Below are 14,368 nucleotides of genomic sequence, written 5' to 3' on the forward strand. Positions count from 1 at the left end.
GTTATATCCGCCCCGCTGGGCGGCTAAAATAGGGTCTGTCACGGGCTGCAGAGCCCGATCCAAGGTCCGCAATGATAACCGCAAGCCCTACTTCCCGCCTATCGTCGCCCGTTACGGGGTGGCGCGAGCTATGGCGGGACGCCATTACGGACGCGCGAGAACTGCTGCAGGCCGTAGGTCTCGGCCATCGGACCGACCTCCTGCCGCCGGACGATGCTGGCTTTCCGCTGCGCGTCCCGCGGGGTTTCGTGGCCCGCATGCGCCACAGCGACCCCACCGACCCCCTGCTCCTCCAGGTGCTGCCGCGCCGTGCCGAGCACGACGTGGTCGCGGGCTTCACGGTGGACGCCGTGGGCGACATGGCCTCGCGGGCCGGCCACGGCCTGCTCCACAAGTACGACGGCCGCGCCCTGCTGATCGCCAGCGGCAGCTGCGCCGTCAACTGCCGTTACTGCTTCCGCCGCCATTTTCCCTACGGCGAGGAAATCGCGGCAGCAGCCCAGTGGCGTGACGCCCTGGCCCATGTCAAGGCGGACCCAAGCATCCGGGAACTGATCCTGTCGGGCGGGGACCCGCTATCGCTGGCCACGCACAAGCTCGCGGAACTCACGCGTGGGCTGGCGGACATGCCGCACGTGATCCGCCTGCGCATCCACACCCGGCTGCCGGTGGTGCTGCCCGAGCGCATCGACAACGACTTCACGGACTGGCTGGCCGCCCTACCCCTGCAGAAGGTGGTCGTTCTGCATGCCAATCACGCCAACGAGTTCGATGCCACGGTGGATGCCGCCTGCGCCCGCCTCCGGGCGGCAGGCGCCACCCTGCTCAACCAGTCGGTGCTGCTAAAGGAAGTGAACGACAACGCCGATACCCTCGTTGCGTTGTGCGAGCGGTCGTTCGCTGCCGGCGTGCTGCCCTACTACCTGCACCAGTTGGACAAGGTCGCCGGGGCCGCGCATTTCGAGGTATCCGACGAACGCGCCCTGGCGCTCATGGAAGTGCTTCGGGGCAAGCTTCCTGGCTACCTCGTCCCAAAACTGGTGCGTGAACTGCAGGGTGATCCTTCCAAACGCCCCGTTGCCGAATTCGCGCGCTAGTATGGGCATCATCCGACCAGCATGACCTGGCCGGACCGCGTTGGGGGGAGCGGGCCGTCACGGTTCGCGGGGTAGCAAGCGGCTTTTCGGAACGGCATGAAACACGACAACGTCATCAGGATTCTCTTCATCGAAGACTCGGTGGAAGACGCCGAGCTTTTGATCAACGTACTGCGCAATGGCGGTATCGCCGTGCGTCCCGCACGCGCGACGAGCACGGCGGAAATCCAGGCCGCCCTGGACGAACTGGTGCCGGACCTGGTGCTGATGAATCCCGGCGTGCCGGGCATCGACGCCGGGGCGGTCGCCCGCCAGCTGGACGCGAGCGGACGCGACCTCGCACTCATCGCCGTGGTCAACAGCCTCAGCGACGACAGCGTGGCCGACCTCTTCGCCGGTGGCACGCGTGGCGTGGCGCTGCGCAAACGCTCCGACCAGGTCCTGGCCGTGGTCCTGCGCGAGTTCGAGGCACTTTCCACCCGGCGCCAGGTGCGCCGTCTGGAAACCTCGCTGCGCGAGACCGAGCGCCGGTGCGACTCCCTGCTCGATTCCTCGCGTGACGCCATTGCCTATGTCCACGAGGGCATGCACGTCCGCGTGAACCAGGCCTACCTCGAAGCCTTCGGCTTCGCCGAGTTCGACGACATCCTCGGCCTGCCGATCCTGGACCTGATTGCCGGGACCCACGCCGACGACTTCAAAGGCGTGTTGCGCGGCCTGTCCAAGGGCGAGAAAGCACCGCCTCCGCTGGAGCTGTTGGCCCGTCGCGACGACGGGGGTACGTTCAAGGCCCTGGTCGACTTCGCACACGCCACGTTCGAAGGCGAAGCCTGCCTACAGATCGTGTTCCGCCAGCAGATGGTAGACGCTGCCCTCGTGGCGCAGTTGCAGCGGGACTCGGTAACCGGCCTGTTCAATCGCGCGCGCACGCTCGAGCACATCGACGAGGCCGTGGCTGCCGCGGCCGCCGGGCGCGAGGGGCAGGCCATGCTCCTGCTCGAGCCGGACAACTGGAAAGAAATCGTCGGCAGCGCGGGTATCGGCAATGCGGACAAGCTGCTTGCTGCGATCGCCGCAAAGATCAACGAATCCATCGATGAGGAAGACGTTGCCGGCGTGCTGGGCGACCATACCCTTGGCCTGATCCTGGCGCCGCGGGGCGACCTCGAGCACGCCGCGCTCACCGAGCGCCTGCGCACCAGCATCGCCGAGCACATCATCGACGCGGGCACGCGCTCGCTCAACGTGACGATCACCATCGGCGGCACGCTGATAGCCGAGAAGAATGCCAGCACCGAGGCGGTGCTCGAACAGGCCAGCGCGGCGCTGCGCAACGCCCAGAACCAGGGCGGCAATCGCGTCGAGCTGCACGATCCCAGCGCCCGCGAAAAGGCGGACGCCGAGCGCGAGCAGTACTGGCTCGACCTCGTTCGCCATGCGCTGTCGACCGATGGCCTGCGGCTGTACCACCAGCAGATCATCAGCCTGCAGGATGCCGCCGGCGAGTTCTACGAGATCCTGGTGCGCATGCGCGGTCCGAAGGGCGATGTCCTGCCCTCGTACTTCTTCCCCGTGGCCGAGCGCAACGGCCTCCTCCCGGCGATCGACCGCTGGGTGCTGGGCCATGCCATCGATGCGCTGGCACACCGCGAAAACGACGGGCTCACCACGACCTACTTCGTGAAGATGACCCTGCAGTCGCTGGAAGATCCGGACCTGTTGCCGTGGCTCTGCCGTCGCCTCGAAACCGCCAAGCTGCGTCGCAGCACCCTGGTCATCGAGATGCCGGAGTCCAAGGTACTGACCAGCCTGCGGCCCACCCAGGAGTTCGTGGCCGGCTGGCGCAAGGCGGGCGGCGCGTTCGCCATCGAGCAGTTTGGCTCGGGCCTCAACTCGTTCCAGATGCTCAACCACGTCGAGGCCGACTTCCTGAAGATCGACCGCAGCTTCATGACCGACCTGCCGCAGCACCCGGAAAACCAGAAGAAAATCGCTGAGATCTGCAAGGAAGGCCACGCGTCGGGCAAGCAGACCGTCGCCGAATGGGTCGAGGACGCCGTGAGTACGTCGCTGCTGTTCGCCTGCGGCGTGGACTTCGTGCAGGGCAACTTCCTGCAGGAGCCGGCCAAGGTGCTGGCCGAGGAATACATGCCCGTATAAGGCCCATGTGGGAGCCGATTCATCGGCGATGGGCCTGCGATAACCTGGCCCGCTGCCGCGGGATCGCCGATGAATCGGCTCCTACAGAAAAGCACCCTGCCCGCCACCGGCGGGCAGACAACAAAAAAGCCCGCGATTGCTCGCGGGCTTTTTCTTGGCGCGTACTGCAACCCGATTACTGGGCGGCGGCAGCGGCAGCCTTCTTCGCGACCTTGGCGGCAGCGGCGGCGGCGACGTCTTCCTTGATGCGGGCAGCCTTACCTTCCAGACCACGGAGGTAGTACAGCTTGGCGCCGCGGACCTTGCCCTTGCGCTTGACTTCGACCGAGTCGATAGCGTGGCTGTGCGACTGGAAAACGCGCTCGACACCGGTGCCGTGCGAGATCTTGCGCACGGTAAAGGCGGAGTGCAGGCCGCGGCTACGCTTGGCGATAACGATGCCTTCGAACGCCTGGACGCGCTCGCGGGCGCCTTCCTTAACCTTGACGTTGACGACCACGGTGTCGCCAGGACCGAAATCCGGCAGCTGGCGGATGATCTGCTCGGCTTCGAACTGTTGGAGAAGTTTGTTCATGGCACACCTGTCAATTTCAGTTACGGCGGTCGATATCGGCCGCACCGTTTAGCCGTGTGAGTATTCACGGCGGAATTCATCCAGCAATGCCCTCGATTCATCATCGAGCGCACGCTGCGTTAGCAAGTCCGGCCGGCGCAGCCAGGTACGACCCAGCGACTGCTTGCGACGCCAGCGGCGAATAGCCGCGTGATCGCCGGAAAGCAGCACCTCCGGCACGCCGCCCCAAACATCGTGATGCTCGGGACGGGTGTAATGCGGGCAATCCAGCAGGCCATCCGAGAAGGAGTCCTGTTGGGCGGACTGCGCGTCGTTCAACGCACCGTCCTGAAGACGACCCACCGCATCGATAATCACCGCTGCGGCAAGCTCCCCGCCAGACAGCACATAATCGCCGATTGAGAGCTCCTCGTCGACCTCATGCTGCAGCAGGCGTTCGTCCACGCCTTCGTAACGTCCGCAGACCAGGGCGATTCGCGGCATGTTTGCCAGCGCCTCGACCTTACCCTGCGTCAGCCGCGCACCTTGCGGGCTGAGGTAAATCACGTGCACCGGTTCCGGTGCCGCCTCACGAACCGCCGCGAGCGCCGCTCGCAAAGGGTCGATCAGCATCACCATGCCCGGCCCACCGCCAAAGGGGCGACCGTCCACGGTGCGATGCCTGTCGGGAGCGAAGTCGCGGGGGTTCCAGGTTTCCACCTGTAACAACTCGCGCTGCTGCGCCCTGCCGACCACCCCGACCTCGGCCGACTGGCGGACGAAATCGGGAAACAACGAGACCACATCGATACGCATGACTTGGAATCGTTGCTCTAGAACTCGGGGTCCCAGTCCACCACGATGCGCTGGCCATCGAAATCGATGGAGTGCACGTAGGGGCCCTGGACAAACGGGATAAGTCGCTCCCTTTCACCGTCCTTCACCACCATGACGTCATTGGCGCCGGTGGCGAAAAGATGGTTCACCCGTCCCAGGACGACATTCTCCGTGGTAACGACCTCGAGACCCTCGAGATCGGTCCAGTAGAACTCGCCCGGTGCGGGCGGCGGCAGCACGTCACGCGAAACCGTAATTTCGCAGCCGATCAGTGCGGTCGCCTGGTCGCGATCCTCGATGCCCGGAAGGGTGGCCACGAGGCCCTTACCTTGCGCGCGTCCGCGGATCCCGTCGATCTCCTTTTCCACGCCCGGCGCGGTCAGCAGCCATGGCTGGTATTGGAAGATCTGAATACGGGGTTCGGTCCAGCTCTCGAGCTTGACCTGACCCTGCACGCCGTAGAGCCCGACAATGCGTCCGAGCCGGACGCGCTTACCGAGCCCTGTCGACATCAAGCAGCCAGCTTGCCGGCTTCCTTCACGAGAGCACGCACCTTATCGGTCAGCTGTGCACCCTTCGCCACCCAGGCCTGGACCTTGGCAACGTCGAGCTCGAGACGCTTATCAGCGCCCGAAGCGACCGGGTTGTAGTAGCCCACGCGCTCGATGTTGCGACCATCGCGCTTGTTGCGCTGGTCGGTCACGACGACGTGATAAAACGGACGGCCCTTGGCGCCACCGCGCGAAAGACGAATCTTAACCATATTACGAGCTCCAGAATTGCCGATATGCCGGCAGGCGCGCGCTAGATGCGGGCGCGGTAAACCCGGCATTTTAGCGAAAGTTGTAGAAAATGGAAGGGGTTCAGCGCATCGGCGGCATACCGCCGCCCATTCCGCCCATACCACCCATGCCCTTCATGGCGCCACGCATCTGGCGCATGAGGCCTTTGCTGCCGCCCTTGGACAGCTTGGACATCATTTTTTCCATCTGCATGAACTGCTTGAGCAGACGATTGACGTCGGCGGGCTGGGTGCCGGAACCACGGGCCACACGGGCCTTGCGTGAACCGTTGAGGAGATCCGGGTGCCGGCGCTCCTTCTTGGTCATCGACCCGATGATCGCGACCATGCGCTTCAATTCGTTGTCGTTGACCTTGGATTTGACGTTGTCAGGGAGGTTACCCATGCCCGGCAACTTGTCCATGAGACCGGCCAGACCGCCCATGTTGGACATCTGCTCGAGCTGATCTCGCATATCGTTGAGATCGAACCGCTTACCCTTCATGACCTTTTCGGCCAGCTTCTGGGCTTTCTCCTGATCGACCTTGCGCTCGACTTCCTCGACGAGCGACAGGACGTCACCCATGCCAAGGATGCGCTGAGCAAGACGATCGGGATGGAACGGCTCGAGGGCGTCGGTCTTTTCGCCGGCACCCATGAACTTGATCGGACGACCGGTGATGTAGCGCACCGACAGCGCGGCGCCGCCACGGGCGTCGCCGTCGGTCTTGGTCAGGATCACGCCGGTGAGCGGGATCGCGTCGGAGAAGGCCTTAGCCGTCGTGGCCGCGTCCTGACCGGTCATGGAATCGACCACGAAAAGCGTTTCGATGGGATTGAGCGCGGCGTGTATCGCCTTGATCTCATCCATCATCGCTTCGTCGATATGCAGGCGACCTGCGGTATCGACGAGCAGTACGTCCATCACCTCGCGACGGGCGGCGGCGACCGCGGCCTTTGCGATGTCGACCGGATTCTGACCCGCTTCCGAGGGGAAGAAGGTGACATCGACCTGCTCGGCCAACGTGCGCATCTGCTCGATGGCGGCCGGACGATACACGTCGCAGCTGACGACCATGACGCGCTTTTTCTTCCGCTCCTTGAGGAAACGGGCGAGCTTGGCGACCGTGGTCGTCTTGCCCGCGCCCTGCAGACCCGCCATCAGCACGATGGCCGGCGGCGTGGCGGCGAGGTTCAGCTCGGTATTGGCCACACCCATGACGGTGGTCAGCTCGTCGCTGACGACCTTGACCAGTGCCTGGCCCGGCGACAGGCTCTTGAGGACTTCCTGGCCGACGGCGCGGACCTTCACGCGCTCGATCAGCGCCTTCACCACCGGCAAGGCCACGTCGGCCTCGAGCAGGGCGATACGGACTTCGCGCAGGGTCTCGCGGATGTTTTCTTCGGTCAGCCGGCCGCGACCACGCAGGCGGTTGACGGTATCGGAGAGGCGGTTGCTGAGCGATTCGAACATGGCGAGTCGATGAATGCTGTAAACGACGGATTATAGCCGGACTGGACCGCTGCCGTACGACGGGCAATGCCAACGTGTCGCATTCACGATACAGGGCCGCTATGCCACACTGCGCGTCCATGATCGTCGCCATCCTCGCGCTCGCCGCCATTGCCCTCTACCTGTCCGCTGCAGGCGTGCTCGCACGACCGCTGATGACGGGTGGCCAGCCGCTGGCGCGCATCGGCATGACCATGGCGACTCTGGCCGCGCTGGCCCACGCCGGACTCCTGCTGAGCGCCCACCGGGGTACCCTGGACCTGCATTTCTTCGCCGCCCTGTCCCTGGTGGCCTGGATTGCCTCGGCACTCACGCTGGTGGTGAACCTGTCGCGCCCTGTGGCGGGGCTTGGCATCCTGATCTTCCCGCTGTCGGCGGTATTCCTCGCAATGGACGCGTTCATCGCGCCGAGTACCGCGCCGGAAGCCATGACCTGGCAGATCGAGTTGCACGTGACGATTGCGGTGCTCGCATTTGGCATCCTCTCGATCGCCGCAGCCCTGGCGATCCTCCTGGCTATCCAGGAACGTGCCTTGCGGCGGAGCAAGTTCGGCCACTGGCTGCGCGCCCTGCCCCCGCTCACCCTCACCGAAGTACTGCTGTTCCGCCTCATCGCGGTGGGCTTCGTGCTGCTTACGCTGACCCTGGTGACCGGCACGCTGTTCGTCGGCAACCTGTTCAGCCAGCACCTGGTGCATAAGACCGTGCTGTCGATCGTCGCCTGGATCGTCTTCAGCGTCCTGCTCTGGGGCCGCTGGCGTCACGGCTGGCGTGGGACGCGCGCGGTGAACCTCACCCTTATCGGCATGGGTGTGCTGCTACTGGCCTTCTTCGGTACCAAGCTGGTGCTGGAGTTGATCCTGCACCGCACCGGCTAACGCCGGCTTTTTGTAGGAGCCGATTCATCGGCGATCCCGCGGCAGCGGGCCAGTTTGCCGCTAACACCCATCGCCGATGAATCGGCTCCTACAGAAGCGTGGTTATTCGCGGCAGGCGTCGATGGCCTGCGACAGGCGTTCTACGCCGATGACCTCCATGTCGCCCACACGCCCTTTCTTCGGCGCGTTCGCCGCGGGCACAACGGCGCGGCGAAAACCGTGCGTGGCCGCTTCCTTGAGGCGTTCCTCGCCATTGGGCACGGGACGGATTTCGCCTGAGAGACCGACCTCGCCAAAGGCGATGGATTTCTCCGGTAGCGCGCGATCACGCAGGCTCGAAAGCACGGCCATCAGCACGGGCACGTCGGATGCGGTTTCCTGCACGCGGATGCCACCGACCACATTGACGAAGACGTCCTGGTCGTACGCCGCAATACCGCCATGCCGATGCAGTACCGCCAGCAGCATGGCCAGACGGTTCTGCTCGAGACCGAGCACGACGCGACGCGGATTGCCCAACGAGGATTGGTCGACCAGTGCCTGCACTTCGACCAGCAACGGACGCGTGCCTTCACGGGTCACCATGACGGCGCTGCCCGGCGTGGGACCGGCGTGCGATGAAAGAAAGATGGCCGACGGATTCGACACTTCGCGCAGGCCCTTCTCGGACATGGCGAAGACGCCGAGCTCATTCACCGCACCAAAGCGGTTCTTAAAGGCGCGCAGCACGCGAAAACGACTACCGGATTCGCCTTCGAAATAGAGCACTGCATCGACCATGTGCTCGAGTACGCGCGGGCCGGCGATGCCGCCGTCCTTGGTGACGTGGCCGACCAGGAAAACGGACGTGCCGGTTTCCTTGGCGAAACGCGTGAGCTTTGCCGCCGATTCGCGCACCTGGCTCACCGAGCCCGGCGCCGCGGTAAGCATTTCGGTCCAGATCGTCTGGATGGAGTCGATCACGAGCACACGCGGTCGCGCGGTCATCGCCTGCTCAAGGATGCGTTCGATGCAGGTCTCCGCCAGCGCATGTAACGGGGCGAGCGGCAGGTCGAGGCGTTGGGCGCGAGCGGCCACCTGGGAAAGGGATTCTTCGCCGGTGACGTACAGGCTGGGCAATACCGCACCCAGGGTGCCAAGCATCTGCAGCAGCAAGGTGGATTTACCGATGCCGGGGTCACCGCCGATGAGGACGACGGAGCCTTCCACCAGCCCACCGCCAAGCACGCGATCGAGCTCGCCGATGCCGGTGTGCGTGCGCGCCTCCGCCGTGAGCAGCACCTCGGTCAGCGCCGTGATCTTCGGTGACCCGGCGGCGGCGCCGGCGTAGCCACCCCGCTGGGCACCGATCGACACCACGGCCGCAGGCTTGGCCGATTCAACCACGAAGGCGGAGAGGACATTCCACACGCCGCATTCGGCGCACTGGCCTTGCCACTTGCTGTGCTCGGCGCCGCATTCGGTACAAACGTAGGCGGTCTTGGCCTTGGCCATCGTGTCGTGATCTTCCGGAAGTGAGGGAGCTATATAGCGCGACCGTGTCGCACGGAGCGATACGCGAACGCTCAGCTTTCGTCTTCGACGAAGAGTACGCGACGCGTCATGCCACAGGTCAGGTCATATGAAATCGTACCCGCCGCGGCCGCCACCGTCTCGACGGGCAGGTCTTCGCCCCAGAGGGTTACGCGGTCGCCGGTGCGGGCATCGGGCACGCCACGTAGATCGATCGTGATGAGATCCATCGAGACGCGGCCGACGAGCGGCGCCTGTCGTCCGTTCACCAACACGGGCGTACCCGCCGCGGCACTGCGCGGGTAGCCATCGCCGTAGCCGATGGCGGCCACACCGATGGCCATATCTTCAGGGCATTCGTACGTGCCGTTGTAGCCGACCCGTTCGCCCTTCGCGAGATGGTTGATCGCGACCAGACGTGTCGACAGGGTCATCGCCGGGCGAAACCCGAAATCCGCGCCGGAGCGCCCTTCCACCACGGAAAGTCCGTAGAGCAAACCGCCCGTACGCACCCAGTCCCCACGGGCATCCGGCCAGCCCAGCACCGCCGCGGAGTTCGAAAGCGCACGCGGACCGTCGAGTCCGGCGGTTGCCTCCCTGAAGCGCTGGATCTGCAAGGCCGTGTCGCGCCCTTCGAACTCTTCTGACGAGGCGAAATGCGTCATGAGTCCGATCTCGCCATCGATCGCGGGCATCGCCAACAAAGCGGCATGGACTTCGCGGGCACGCGCCGGCGCGAAGCCCAGCCGGTGCATGCCGGTGTCAACCTTTATCCATACACGCAAGGGCCCGCGCGCCGGCTCGGCCCGGGCCAGCCAGGGCAACTGGGCGTCGTGGTGGATCAGTGCTTCCAGCCGGAGGCGCTGCATTTCCGCAATGTCGGAAGGGGTATCGGGACCGGAGAGCACGACGATGCGCTGCCGGTGACCGGCCGCACGGAGGCGCAGACCATCGGCGATGGCCGCCACGGCAAAGGCTTCCGCGTCGCCTTCGAGCGCCCGGGCCACGCGCTCCAGGCCATGCCCATACGCATCGGCCTTCACCACGGCCATGACCCTGGCATCCCCTGCCAGGGCGCGGACACGGGCGAGGTTATGGCGCAGGGCACCCAGGTGAATGGTGGCGACAGTGGTACGGCTCATGAGCTTGGTGGCGGACGACGCTGCGGTGGCTGACCGCGCAGTCTAGCCGCATCCAGCGGGCAACCGTGTGGCGCAGGGGTGGCGATGACGGGCCGCATGAGAGGCGCCCGTCATCGCCACGATGTTACTTGGACAGCTCGATCAGCGCCGAGGAGACCCAGCCCTTGTTGCCCAGTTCGTCCTGCACTTCCCACATCATGCCGTCCTTGGTGCCGGTGGGATAAAGCATCATGCCCGGGTCCAGCGTGCGCACGGCCGTTCCGGTCCCCTTCGCATTCGCCAGCAGGCGACCCGGCTTGGTCACGGTGACAGCCTGCTGGGCGTTGCTCGCCGAAGCGTTGCCGTTGAGGCCGCCAAGCTGGCCGACCAGATCCGTATACGCCTGGAGGTAAGCCATCGTGATCAGCTGGCCCATCTCGGTGTTCGCGTAACCGCCCACCCCCGCGCCGCCGACGCCGGAGTTGCCGAACAGCGCACCGGAGGCGTTGATGCCGAGGTCGGTCTTCTTGGCCTGGCCCTGCGCCAGGGCGACCTGCTCGCTGGAACGCACGTCGGTGATGGCCAGGGTGACGTCAGCGGTCTTCGTCTTGAAGCTCACATTGCTGGCGATGCGGCCGACCTTGCTGCCCATCAGGCCACCCAGGACACCACCCACGCCGCCACCGGCTGCGTCGTCATTCTTCGACACGAGGTCGGGAACCATGACGTAATCGGCAGCCTTGATCTGGCCCTTGCCGACGTTGGACTGGACGCGAAGCTCACCGCTCGCGCCAAGCTCGCGCTCCTTCATGGCCTGGTTCAGGCCCGCGCCGCGGTCCACCAGCGTGAAGCAATGCGACTTGGCCACGAAAACCTTGATGAGCTTCGACGGCGCCGGCAGCTGCTGCGCGGTCCACCAACTCACACCACCTTCCGGCTCTTCCACCGCCAGCGTGCCGAGCGGCTTCGCGCAGGTCGGGATTTCGGTCATCTTCTCGTCGCGCAGGGTCTGCGCGCTCTTGATCTGCGCCTGGGCAGCCGGAACCGCCAACGCCATCGTCACCAACGCCATTACACCGGCGATACGCCGAGTTCTCGTGCCTTCCATATCATCAAGCCCCTAAGTGATCCGGTGAGTCGAACGAACGCCACTCTCCCCGGACCGGGACGAAGAGCAGCCGCAAGACCACGACAGGCACGACGAAGGGACAGGCCTTCGCGGCGCTCGTGGACGAAACGTGGTTTGAAGATCTGCGGATTCGGACTGCAAGCTGCGCCATGTGGACATCCCCTGTCATGAAGCCGGTCGATTCACGGCAACGCGTCGTATCCCTGATGCTCCCCTGTCGAGCCGCCCCCCCTGCGAGCGCAACCCTTACGTGCCAAATGGTAGCAAGGGATGATGACATGTTCCACCTCGCCCCCGTACCGAGGTGCGAACGAATCGTCCGCACCTCGGGCGTCACCTTGCCAGGTCGAAGTTCTCCGACGAGATCCAGCCGCGGTTGCCGTGCTCGTCTTCGATTTCCCAGATGACGCCGACCTTGTCGCCGGTCGGATACACCGTCATGCCGGGATCGAGTGAGCGTACCGCCTTGCCCTTCATGCTGGAGCTCGGAAACATCCGCGTGGCGACGCGGACCGTGCCGGACTGACGCGAGTTCGCCGCCGACGCGTTGCCAGGCATCCCGCCCATTTCGTTGACCAGCTTCGTGTAGGCGTCGAGGTAGGCCATGCTGATGACCTGTCCGATCGTGGTGTTGGCATATGCGCCGATGCCCGCGCCGCCCAGGCCCTGACTGCCAAAGAACGCACCACTCGCACCGAGACCGATATCGTTCTTCTCACCGTGGCCTTCGGTCATCGCGACCTGCTCGGACGAACGGACGTCGGTCACGGTGAGTACGACATCGGAGGTCTTCGAGCTGATATTGATGGCACCGACGAGGCGGCCGGCGCCGCCGCCGATCAGACCGCCTGCCAGGGCGCTTAGCGCGCTACCTCCTGCGTTGGCATTGGTCGAGACGAGGTCGGGAACCATGACATAGTCCGCTGCCTTGACCTGGCCTTTGCCGATGTTGGCTCCGCCGCGCAGCTCACCGCCCGCGGCGAGCGCGCGCTCGCGCATGGCAGCGTTCATGCCCATGCCTCGATCCAGCAGTGTGAAGCAGCCGGACTTATTGACGAACACTTTGATCAGCTTGGTCGGCGACGGCAACTGCTGCTGCGTCCACCAATGGATGTCGCCTTCCGGCTCGATGACCGAAATCGTCCCGAGCTTGCGCGCACACTTCGGGATCGCGGCGACCTTCGCCTCATGCGCCTTCTGCGTTCGGGTAACGAGAGGATTCGCGGCGGTACATGCTGTCAACGAAAAGATAGCGCCAAGCGCAAGCGACGCCTGCGCGGCGTGCCTGAAGGAAATTTCCATGGTCGATCCTGTCCTGATACGTCCGGCCCTGAACGACCCTCGCCCAGCCCGGACGTACGCGGGAGAAGGCGATCGAATGAGCCAACGATGCTATGGACAGCCATAAGACAGGTCTGTCGGGCCTTGCCAGGACGAATTGCCCGCTCGCCCAACAAGGCAACGTGGTCTCGCCCTGACACGCTGTAAGGCGAGCCCTCGCTCAGCGTCTGCCTTTCACGAGCGCCGCCTGAATGGCGCGTTGGGCAAGCGGCGCCATCACGGCGTAGCCCTGTGCATTCGGATGCAGTCCATCGTCGGTGAGTTCTGTCTTCAGCGCGGCGCTCGCATCGACCATGGCAGGGTAATAGTCGACAAGCACCAGGTGCTCGCGCTCCGCGTATCCACGAATCCAGTCGTTGAGCGCACGAATCCGGGGTGGCGGGCGCCGCCTCGACTGCATCGGGTCCACGTAGTCGCTCACCGGCAGGAGGGTAGCCATGACGACCCGGATGCCATGGACGCGCGCCAGCTCGGTCATCGAGGAAAGGTTGTCCTCGATCATCTCGATGGACGATGCGCCGGTATTGCCCGAGATGTCGTTCGTGCCAGCGAGGATAACGACGACCGCCGGCTTCAGTGCGATGACATCCGCGCGAAAGCGCACGAGCATCTGCGCCGTCGTCTGCCCGCTAATACCGCGATTGATGTAGTTCTTGCCGGGGAAGAACTCACCGACCCGCCTTCCCCAGAAATCGGTGATCGAGTCGCCGAAGAAGACGACGCGCTTTTCGCCTGGCTTCGGCGGCGGATACGTGGCGTTATCCTTTGCGAAGCGCGCGAGCAAAGGCCAGTCATTCAGACGCTGCTCGATGTCGGCGCGCTGGTCGGGCGTCGGGTTGTCAGGTAGCGAGATCCGAGCCTGCTGCGGCGCCGAGAGCGCGGACCCCGCCAAGCACATCGCCGCGAGGAACATCACCATACGCATCGTCATTACCTCGCTAGCGGCCCGTTCGTAAGGAAGGTGGCCTTTCAGGCGGCACGACGACGACGCGCAAAACAGCGCATGGTTCCATCCCCTGAAGATAAAATCACCCCGCGCCGATAGTCGGCGAAACGACCCGCCGCCTGCAACCCTCCAGAGTGGACGCACCAGCCATGACGCGAGTTCTCTTTATCTGCGCGAAGAACAGGCTGCGCAGCCCGACGGCAGAGCACGTCTTTGCGACGTATGCCGGCGTGGAAACCGACTCCGCCGGCGTAAACCAGGACGCCGAGGTGCCAGTCTCGGCGGAACAGTTGCGCTGGGCCGACGTCATCGTCGTCATGGAAAGCCGCCACCAGGCGAAACTGCGTAACGGCTTCGGTCAGGCACTGAAGGGAAAACGCGTCGTTTGCCTGGATATCCCCGACGACTACGACTATATGGCTCCAGAACTGGTCACTCTGCTTCAGAAGCGCGCAGGCCGTTTCCTAGCGAAACCGTGACGGCTATCAAAATCATGGTCA

General features: G+C 64.6%; 14 protein-coding genes. 4 read left to right on the top strand and 10 right to left on the bottom strand.

Translation table 11 applies throughout. The annotated features are described in order from the left end of the window. Positions 1-71: 71 nt before the first annotated feature. Both epmB and HB634_RS09630 read left to right on the top strand, forming a co-directional pair. Complete coding sequence (gene epmB / locus HB634_RS09625; RefSeq protein WP_213948413.1) at positions 72-1,097, top strand: EF-P beta-lysylation protein EpmB; 1,026 nt, start codon at positions 72-74, stop codon at positions 1,095-1,097. Between the two features lie 96 nt (positions 1,098-1,193). Continuing rightward, positions 1,194-3,257 (top strand): EAL domain-containing protein, encoded by a 2,064-nt coding sequence (locus HB634_RS09630; protein ID WP_213948414.1) that lies wholly within the window; start codon positions 1,194-1,196, stop codon positions 3,255-3,257. A gap of 175 nt (positions 3,258-3,432) precedes the next feature. Here the strand turns inward: HB634_RS09630 and rplS are convergent, their stop codons facing one another. The 5 genes from rplS to ffh all read right to left on the bottom strand — a co-directional run bounded on the left by rplS (position 3,433) and on the right by ffh (position 6,902). Continuing rightward, the gene (rplS, locus tag HB634_RS09635) at positions 3,433-3,831 is read right to left on the bottom strand and encodes a 50S ribosomal protein L19 (RefSeq protein ID WP_046981446.1); all 399 of its coding nucleotides are present in this window, start codon (positions 3,829-3,831) and stop codon (positions 3,433-3,435) included. 48 nt (positions 3,832-3,879) lie between these two features. After that, positions 3,880-4,626: a tRNA (guanosine(37)-N1)-methyltransferase TrmD gene (gene trmD, locus HB634_RS09640; RefSeq protein WP_063573147.1), complete on the bottom strand. Its 747-nt coding sequence runs from the start codon at positions 4,624-4,626 to the stop codon at positions 3,880-3,882. A gap of 17 nt (positions 4,627-4,643) precedes the next feature. Further along, complete coding sequence (rimM, locus tag HB634_RS09645) at positions 4,644-5,159, bottom strand: ribosome maturation factor RimM (RefSeq protein ID WP_063573146.1); 516 nt, start codon at positions 5,157-5,159, stop codon at positions 4,644-4,646. Then, positions 5,159-5,410 (bottom strand): 30S ribosomal protein S16, encoded by a 252-nt coding sequence (gene rpsP / locus HB634_RS09650; protein WP_063573145.1) that lies wholly within the window; start codon positions 5,408-5,410, stop codon positions 5,159-5,161. The genes rimM and rpsP overlap by 1 nt, the downstream gene beginning before the upstream one ends. Before the next feature lie 100 nt (positions 5,411-5,510). After that, positions 5,511-6,902, bottom strand: a complete 1,392-nt coding sequence (gene ffh / locus HB634_RS09655) for a signal recognition particle protein (protein WP_213948415.1) — start codon at positions 6,900-6,902, stop codon at positions 5,511-5,513. Positions 6,903-7,021: 119 nt separating this feature from the next. Between ffh and ccsA the strand changes: the two genes are divergently transcribed. Beyond that, on the top strand, positions 7,022-7,819 hold the full coding sequence (gene ccsA / locus HB634_RS09660; protein ID WP_213948416.1) for a cytochrome c biogenesis protein CcsA: 798 nt from the start codon (positions 7,022-7,024) through the stop codon (positions 7,817-7,819). 102 nt (positions 7,820-7,921) lie between these two features. Here the strand turns inward: ccsA and radA are convergent, their stop codons facing one another. The 5 genes from radA to HB634_RS09685 all read right to left on the bottom strand — a co-directional run bounded on the left by radA (position 7,922) and on the right by HB634_RS09685 (position 13,847). Then, entirely contained in the window at positions 7,922-9,313 is a 1,392-nt protein-coding gene (radA, locus tag HB634_RS09665) for a DNA repair protein RadA (protein WP_213948417.1), read from the bottom strand. Positions 9,314-9,384: 71 nt separating this feature from the next. Continuing rightward, the gene (gene alr / locus HB634_RS09670; RefSeq protein WP_213948418.1) at positions 9,385-10,473 is read right to left on the bottom strand and encodes an alanine racemase; all 1,089 of its coding nucleotides are present in this window, start codon (positions 10,471-10,473) and stop codon (positions 9,385-9,387) included. 124 nt (positions 10,474-10,597) lie between these two features. Beyond that, positions 10,598-11,560 carry a CsgG/HfaB family protein gene (locus tag HB634_RS09675; RefSeq protein ID WP_063572369.1) on the bottom strand — a complete coding sequence of 321 codons (963 nt, stop codon included), beginning with the start codon at positions 11,558-11,560 and terminating at the stop codon, positions 10,598-10,600. A 354-nt stretch (positions 11,561-11,914) separates the two neighbouring features. Then, complete coding sequence (locus tag HB634_RS09680; protein WP_213948419.1) at positions 11,915-12,883, bottom strand: CsgG/HfaB family protein; 969 nt, start codon at positions 12,881-12,883, stop codon at positions 11,915-11,917. A gap of 199 nt (positions 12,884-13,082) precedes the next feature. Beyond that, positions 13,083-13,847, bottom strand: a complete 765-nt coding sequence (locus HB634_RS09685; RefSeq protein WP_345777478.1) for an SGNH/GDSL hydrolase family protein — start codon at positions 13,845-13,847, stop codon at positions 13,083-13,085. A 170-nt stretch (positions 13,848-14,017) separates the two neighbouring features. Here HB634_RS09685 and HB634_RS09690 point away from each other — a divergent pair, with 170 nt between their 5' ends. After that, the gene (locus HB634_RS09690; protein WP_213948420.1) at positions 14,018-14,347 is read left to right on the top strand and encodes a low molecular weight protein tyrosine phosphatase family protein; all 330 of its coding nucleotides are present in this window, start codon (positions 14,018-14,020) and stop codon (positions 14,345-14,347) included. The last annotated feature ends 21 nt before the right edge of the window (positions 14,348-14,368 follow it).

It is taken from the genome of Luteibacter sp. dw_328 (assembly GCF_018449605.1).
GTDB lineage: Bacteria > Pseudomonadota > Gammaproteobacteria > Xanthomonadales > Rhodanobacteraceae > Luteibacter.

Excerpts from the sequence above, each read along its gene's own strand:
- epmB (WP_213948413.1), top strand. The coding sequence starts at position 72 with ATGATAACCGCAAGCCCTACTTCCCGCCTATCGTCGCCCGTTACGGGG.
- HB634_RS09630 (WP_213948414.1), top strand. The coding sequence starts at position 1,194 with ATGAAACACGACAACGTCATCAGGATTCTCTTCATCGAAGACTCGGTG.
- rplS (WP_046981446.1), bottom strand. The coding sequence starts at position 3,831 with ATGAACAAACTTCTCCAACAGTTCGAAGCCGAGCAGATCATCCGCCAG.
- trmD (WP_063573147.1), bottom strand. The coding sequence starts at position 4,626 with ATGCGTATCGATGTGGTCTCGTTGTTTCCCGATTTCGTCCGCCAGTCG.
- rimM (WP_063573146.1), bottom strand. The coding sequence starts at position 5,159 with ATGTCGACAGGGCTCGGTAAGCGCGTCCGGCTCGGACGCATTGTCGGG.
- rpsP (WP_063573145.1), bottom strand. The coding sequence starts at position 5,410 with ATGGTTAAGATTCGTCTTTCGCGCGGTGGCGCCAAGGGCCGTCCGTTT.
- ffh (WP_213948415.1), bottom strand. The coding sequence starts at position 6,902 with ATGTTCGAATCGCTCAGCAACCGCCTCTCCGATACCGTCAACCGCCTG.
- ccsA (WP_213948416.1), top strand. The coding sequence starts at position 7,022 with ATGATCGTCGCCATCCTCGCGCTCGCCGCCATTGCCCTCTACCTGTCC.
- radA (WP_213948417.1), bottom strand. The coding sequence starts at position 9,313 with ATGGCCAAGGCCAAGACCGCCTACGTTTGTACCGAATGCGGCGCCGAG.
- alr (WP_213948418.1), bottom strand. The coding sequence starts at position 10,473 with ATGAGCCGTACCACTGTCGCCACCATTCACCTGGGTGCCCTGCGCCAT.
- HB634_RS09675 (WP_063572369.1), bottom strand. The coding sequence starts at position 11,560 with ATGGAAGGCACGAGAACTCGGCGTATCGCCGGTGTAATGGCGTTGGTG.
- HB634_RS09680 (WP_213948419.1), bottom strand. The coding sequence starts at position 12,883 with ATGGAAATTTCCTTCAGGCACGCCGCGCAGGCGTCGCTTGCGCTTGGC.
- HB634_RS09685 (WP_345777478.1), bottom strand. The coding sequence starts at position 13,847 with ATGCGTATGGTGATGTTCCTCGCGGCGATGTGCTTGGCGGGGTCCGCG.
- HB634_RS09690 (WP_213948420.1), top strand. The coding sequence starts at position 14,018 with ATGACGCGAGTTCTCTTTATCTGCGCGAAGAACAGGCTGCGCAGCCCG.